We start from the raw sequence: 6,195 nt of genomic DNA on the forward strand, positions 1-6,195 counted from the left end.
TGCGCTGGCACTACCGCGGCCATGGCCGCTCGGGCCTGCCCCAGCAGCGCGAGCGCATCGGCATGCTCTACACCTGCGATGACCTCAACCGGGTGATGGACGCCGCGGGCGTGGACAAGGCCGTCCTCTTCGCCCACTCCATGGGCGTCCAGGTGGCGCTCGAGTTCCACCGCCGCTACGCCCAGCGGGTGCAGGGGCTCGTCCTCCTCTGCGGCAGCTACGGCAGCCTGCTGGACACCTTCCACGACGGCGACTGGCTCAAGCGCCTCTTCCCCCTCATCCGCTTCACCGTGGAGCGCTTCCCCCAGCCCGTGGCCCGGCTCACCCGCGCCCTGCTCAGCACCGAGCTGGCCATGCAGGTCGCCCTCTCCGTGGAGCTCAACCGCTCGCTGCTGGCCAAGAACGACCTCGTCCCCTACTTCACCCACCTGGCCAACATGGACCCGGTGGTCTTCGTGCGCACCCTGGAGTCCGCCTCCCACCACAGCGCGTGGGACCACCTGCCCCATGTGGACGTGCCCACCCTCATCGTCGCGGGCGAGCACGACAAGTTCACCCCGGCGTGGCTGTCGCGGCGGATGGCCGCCCACATCCCCGACGCCGAGTTCATGATGGTGCCCCAGGGCACCCATGCCGCTCCCCTGGAGCACCGCGAGCTGGTGGAGCTCCGGGTGGAGCGCTTCCTGCGCGAGCACCTGCTGCCCGCCGCGCCCTCGCTCGCCCGCCTGTCCTCCGCGACGCAGGGCTGAGAGCTTCCCGCGAGTTCCCTGAGTTGGGGCCGGCCGCTCGCCCTTCTTTCTTCCAGCCACGTTGCAGGTGCGGGACTCACGGCATATAAGCGCCCGCCCTCCGCGTTCCTGTGAAGTTCACAACAGGGTCCCCCGCGGGGCCTGGGCGTCTTGCCCATCCACAGATCTTCCTCGCCGGCTGTAGCGCCGGCAGCCTCGCCCATGATTGCTCGAGAGAACATCCGCAACGTCGCCATCGTCGCTCACGTCGACCACGGCAAAACCACCCTCGTCGACCACATGCTCCGCCAAGCGGGCATCTTCCGGAGCAACGAAGCCCTGACCGAACGGGTCATGGACTCGAACGACCTCGAGCGCGAGAAGGGCATCACCATTCTCGCGAAGAACACCGCCGTCACCTACAAGGGCAAGCAGATCAACATCATCGACACCCCGGGTCACGCGGACTTCGGCGGTGAGGTGGAGCGCGGCCTGCGCCTGGTGGATGGCGTCATCCTCCTGGTGGACGCGGCCGAGGGCCCCCTGCCCCAGACGCGCTTCGTGCTCAGCAAGGCGCTGGGCATGGGCCTGAAGACGGTGCTCGTCATCAACAAGATCGACCGCCAGGACGCTCGCCCCAAGGAGATCCTGGATCAGGTCTACTCGCTCTACATCGACCTGGGCGCGGATGACACCCAGCTCGAGTTCCCCGTGCTCTACACGATCGCTCGCCAGGGCCAGGCCTCGTCCTCGCTGGAGCAGCCGGGCAAGAACCTGGAGCCCCTGTTCGAGTCCATCCTCACGCACATCTCGCCCCCGCCGGCGCCGACCCAGGAGCCGCTGCAGCTGCTGGTGGCCAACCTGGACTATGACGACTACGTGGGCCGCCTCGCGGTGGGCCGCGTCCAGGCCGGTCGCCTCACGCCCAACATGCCCGTGGCGGTGATGCGCGATGGCGGCAAGGTGGAGCAGGGCAAGATCGTCAAGCTCTACGGCTTCCAGGGCCTCAAGCGCACGGAGATCGCCGACGCCGGCCCCGGGGAGATCGTCTCCATCGCCGGCATCGAGGCCATCTCCATCGGTGACACCATCGCCGACGTGGAGAAGCCGGTGGCCCTGCCGCGCATCACCGTGGATGAGCCCACGATGATGATGATCTTCAAGGTCAACGACGGGCCGCTCGCGGGCAAGGAGGGCAAGTACGTCACCAGCCGCAACCTGCGCGAGCGCCTCTACCGTGAGGCCTACCGTAACGTGTCCATCCGCGTGGAGGACACGGAGACGCCGGACGCCTTCCGCGTGGTGGGCCGTGGCGAGCTCCAGCTGGCGGTCATCATCGAGACGATGCGCCGCGAGGGCTACGAGCTGACGGCCTCCAACCCGGAGCCGGTGACCAAGACGATCGACGGCACGCTGCACGAGCCGATGGAGCTGCTCTTCTGCGACGTGCCCGAGACGAGCGTGGGCGTGGTGACCGAGCGCCTGGGGCCTCGCAAGGGCCGCATGATGGACATGGGGCAGCTGGGCGGCGGGCGCACCCGTCTCCAGTTCCGCATCCCGGCGCGTGGCCTCATCGGCTTCCGCTCGGAGTTCCTCACCATCACCCGCGGTGAGGGCATCATGAGCAGCCAGTTCGACGGCTACGAGCCGTGGTTCGGCTACATCCCCAAGCGCGCCAACGGCGCCATCGTGTCCGATCGCCTGGGCGAGACGGTGCCCTACGCGCTCTTCAGCATCCAGGAGCGTGGCTCGCTCTTCGTGGGCGCCGGCGTCACCATCTACGAGGGGATGATCATCGGCGAGCACTCGCACCCCTCGGAGCTGAACGTCAACGCGTGCCGCGAGAAGAAGCTGACGAACATCCGCGCCGCGGGCCGCGACGAGAACGTCATCCTCACCCCGCCGCGCGAGATGGGGCTGGAGAAGGCGCTGGAGTGGATCGCCGACGACGAGCTGGTGGAGGTGACGCCCAAGTCGGTGCGCATGCGCAAGAAGGCGCTGAGCTCGAACGAGCGCTACCGCGCCGAGCGTGACCGCAAGCGCGAGGAGCGCGACGAGGCGTAACACCCTCCCCTCTCCCCACCGGGAGAGGGACGCGGTCAACGCCTTGAGAGGGCCGGGGTGAGGGTCTACGAACCCCCACCTCTGGCCCTTTCGGCGTTTTTACGCCGCTCACTGCCATCTCCGCTGTCGGACTTCGAGTCCGTGCCCGTAGCGGTGCGAGGGCGCGACGCGAGCCCCTTCACTCGGGACACGGGGAGGCAGAAGCCGGCCCGTGACTTGCTGTACGTCGCAACGCCGCCAGGAGCACGCTGCTCGTGGCGCGGCCTCGAAAACCGAGGTTGGGCGGGTGACGGGAAGAGAGGGAGGAGGTTGACCCTGGAGGTCACCCGCCTCACGCTCTCAGGGTATGGCGCACGATCGGTCGAGTGACGCGGATGCCTTCCCCCGAGCCCCCACACAGGAGGAGTGGGAGGGGATGAGCATGGAGGAGAGGGAGCGGGTGGTGGAGTCTCTTCCCGCGGAGGTGACGTGGGCCGAGCTGGCGATGCCAGAGGGGGACCTGCACTCCGAGGGGAAGCGGCAGGCGCTGGAAGCACTCCGGGGCTACTTCAAGCAGCAGAGACGCCGGGTGTACGTGGGCTCGGAGCTGCCCATCTACTATCCAGGGGAGCGGCGCTTCGCGCCGGATCTGCTGGTGGTGCTAGACGTGGAGGCGCACCTGCGTGGCAAGTGGGTGGTGAGCCACGAGGGTAAGGGGTTGGACTGGGTGATGGAGGTGCACGTGGGCGGCGACCGCAAGAAGGACGCCGAGCACAACGTGCGGCGCTACGCCCGGTTGGGCATCCCCGAATACTTCATCTACGACCGGGCCAGGGAGCGGCTGGAGGCCTATCGGCTGCCCTCGCCCGAGGCGAGGGAGTATGTGCGGATCGAGCCCAGGCAGGGCCGGTACACCTCGGAGGTGCTGGGGCTGGAACTGCAATTGGAAGCAGCGAAGCTGCGCTTCTGGGCGGGCAATGCCCTGCTCCTGGAGTCCGAGGAGTTGATCGACCGCTTGAGGGAAATGCTGGAAGGGGTGCAGCGGCGAGTGGACGAGGAAGCCGAGCAGCTCGCCGAGGAGGTGCGTCGGCGCGAGGAGGAGGTGCGTCGGCGCGAGGAGGCGGAGCGACGCCTGGCGGAGTTGCAGGGCGAGCTGGAGCGGCTCAAGGCCCGTGGGGAGTGAGGTTGGGAAAGGCACGCGTCCGCGGTGCTCCGAAGGGAAGGGCCTGATTCAAGAGGCCCTCCTCCGTCGGGCGGGAGTCAGCCCGCGGGTTCAGCGTTTGAAGACACCCTTCCGCCGCAGGGCCTCCCGCCACAGCTCGGGAGTCATCCCGTCGCGCTCCATGCGCTCGCGGCGCTCAGTGGGGATGTCCTTCCAGGCGAGGCCCTGGTCCAGCTCGGGCAGCGCGCCGAAGAGTGTCCCGGGCTGGGTCGAGGCGACGTCCCGCGCGCGCTCTTGCCTCATCCCCTGCATGCCGAAGCCGACCTCCACCTTCACCTTCACCTCCTCCCCCGTCTTGCCGAACTTCCGTTCGAAGCCCACGCCCCCTCCATACGTGCCCTGCTTCTGGTTGAGCTCGACGTAGCTCCCGAAACCGCCACCCACCGGAAGATCCGCGCGCAGGCCTCCGTCCGAATCGACGCTGATCCCCACCGTCATCGGGTCCTTCCCCTTCGGCGAATGCAGCTCGTGCTCCAGCCCCACCGACACCTTGGGCTCTCCCGACTCCGAGTTCTCGACGCCCACCGTGACGCCCTTGATTCCCCGCTCCACGCCCCCCTTCGGAGCCCAGTCCGTTCGGCCATCCTGGGTGACGAGCGCCTCCACACCGCCCTTGATTTCCATGCCCATGAACTCGGCTTTGACCTCCGCCGCGGCCTTGAACCAGAACGAGCCGGGCCGCATCCGCCCACTGAGGTCCGCCATGCGGTTGGCCACCGCCTCGTAGGCGTCATCTCGCGTGTCATTGCCGGGCACGGCGCTCCAGCTCGCGCGGAAACGGTTGTAGTCCGGGTGCGGATAGACCAGACCGTCGCTGACCTTGAAGGGCGCCACGGGCTCCCCCAGCGCGCGGATGTCGAGCAGGCTCCGCGCCTGCATGACCTGCTCGGAGTACCGCTTCACGTAGGCGTCATGCGCGTCGTGGTAGGTCCTCTTGGCCAGCCGGTTCGACTCATGGACGCTCTCGCGGACACTCGCGGGCAGCTTCGCATCGTTCTTGTAGAGCGTCGGGACATCGGGCGGCTGGCACGGCGCGAACGGTGCCTTCCGCACGGGCTCTCGGGTCACGCAGCCCTTGCGCTCGGCCTGGGCCAGGAAGGCCGAGCGCTGCTCCGGGCTCATCTGCTCCAGGTCCAGGTACTTCCCGAGCAGCTTGTCCTGCTCCATCCGCTCCAACATCTGGCGGTAGTCGGCGGGCGGCAGCTTCTCGAGCTGCTCGTGCACCCGGCGCCTGTCCGCGTCCGTGATGGACCTGTCCTTCCAGTCCGTGTGCAGGCTGGCCTTGATGTCCGCGTAGGCCGCCTCGGCCCGGGCCGCATCCGCTCTCCGCGCCCCACCGAGCGCCAGCTGGCCCGCCGTCAGTCCGCCCCCCTCCCCCATCCCCCCCAACGGCGTGCCCGCCCCTTGGGCGCGCGGAGGCTCCACCGCTCCCCGGTAGATCTCGACCTGGTTGCTCCCGGCTCCAGTCGCCGGGGTCTCCTGCTTTCCGGGACTCCTGCCCGTCTGCTTGGACGTGCTCGCCGACACCTGGGACGGTGTGCCGTCGGACTCCGGGTGTGGGACCGGCAGGTCCGTGGATGCCTGGGAGTGAGACTCGCGCCGCGATACCGAACTCATGGTTGCCTCCGAGAGGGTGGGTCACGCGAGCCCTGTGCAACGTCGGCTCCAACGCCTCTTCCCTCGGAGAACCCGCTGCCGATGCACCCGCGCCCGTCCTGTTCCCGGGACGAACGTCTCGCGGGGCGGACATCCACGCACAGAGGCCCCCAGGGGAGGAACCGTCCAGGGAGAGACCCACTCCGGGAGCACTCCTCGAGACCATCTACCTCCCGGCAGTCGCACTCTGTTAGAAGGTGAGTAGTCGGTACCCGCCGTGCCCGCGAGCACGAGGCCATCCAGAGAGGGGACATCGTGGACGACGCCTGGATCAACTGCCCCCACTGTGGACTCAAACACCGGCCCAGGGCCGTGAGCCTCTGCCCCCGCTGCGGTCGGACCACGAACACGGCCCGTGCCTCGGCCATCCCGACCGTTGCCCACGCCTCGGCCACGGCCATCCCGACCGTGCCCGCCCCCCGCGTCGCCGCCACGGTCATCCCGAGCCCGCCCGCCCCCCGGCCCGCTCCCGCCAGCGTCGCGGCGCCTCCCCCGCCCGAGTTGTCCCAGGATCGCGTGCCGACCGTGGAGGTGGACTACATCACC

Annotated in this window: 4 protein-coding genes and 1 pseudogene; 4 read left to right on the forward strand and 1 reads right to left on the reverse strand. The window is 68.8% G+C overall.

The features are described from left to right. The 3 genes from VF697_RS06265 to VF697_RS06275 form a co-directional block, all read left to right on the forward strand. A partial coding sequence (locus VF697_RS06265; protein ID WP_331092575.1) for an alpha/beta hydrolase occupies positions 1-749 on the forward strand: 749 nt, incomplete at its 5' end. Between the two features lie 201 nt (positions 750-950). Then, positions 951-2,792, forward strand: a complete 1,842-nt coding sequence (gene typA / locus VF697_RS06270; RefSeq protein ID WP_331092576.1) for a translational GTPase TypA — start codon at positions 951-953, stop codon at positions 2,790-2,792. Positions 2,793-3,207: 415 nt separating this feature from the next. Then, the gene (locus VF697_RS06275; protein ID WP_331092577.1) at positions 3,208-3,954 is read left to right on the forward strand and encodes a Uma2 family endonuclease; all 747 of its coding nucleotides are present in this window, start codon (positions 3,208-3,210) and stop codon (positions 3,952-3,954) included. A 90-nt stretch (positions 3,955-4,044) separates the two neighbouring features. Here VF697_RS06275 and VF697_RS06280 read toward each other — a convergent pair whose 3' ends face one another. After that, a complete protein-coding gene (locus VF697_RS06280) occupies positions 4,045-5,610 on the reverse strand; it encodes a hypothetical protein (RefSeq protein WP_331092578.1) in 1,566 nt (521 codons plus the stop codon). Positions 5,611-5,904: 294 nt separating this feature from the next. Between VF697_RS06280 and VF697_RS06285 the strand changes: the two are divergent. After that, positions 5,905-6,195: pseudogene (locus VF697_RS06285) on the forward strand (hypothetical protein); the annotation flags it as partial.

Origin of the sequence: Archangium sp., assembly GCF_036388035.1 — a bacterium.
Lineage (GTDB): Bacteria > Myxococcota > Myxococcia > Myxococcales > Myxococcaceae > Archangium.

Coding starts and splice junctions, on each gene's coding strand:
- typA (WP_331092576.1), top strand. CDS start 951: ATGATTGCTCGAGAGAACATCCGCAACGTCGCCATCGTCGCTCACGTC.
- VF697_RS06280 (WP_331092578.1), bottom strand. CDS start 5,610: ATGAGTTCGGTATCGCGGCGCGAGTCTCACTCCCAGGCATCCACGGAC.
- VF697_RS06275 (WP_331092577.1), top strand. CDS start 3,208: ATGAGCATGGAGGAGAGGGAGCGGGTGGTGGAGTCTCTTCCCGCGGAG.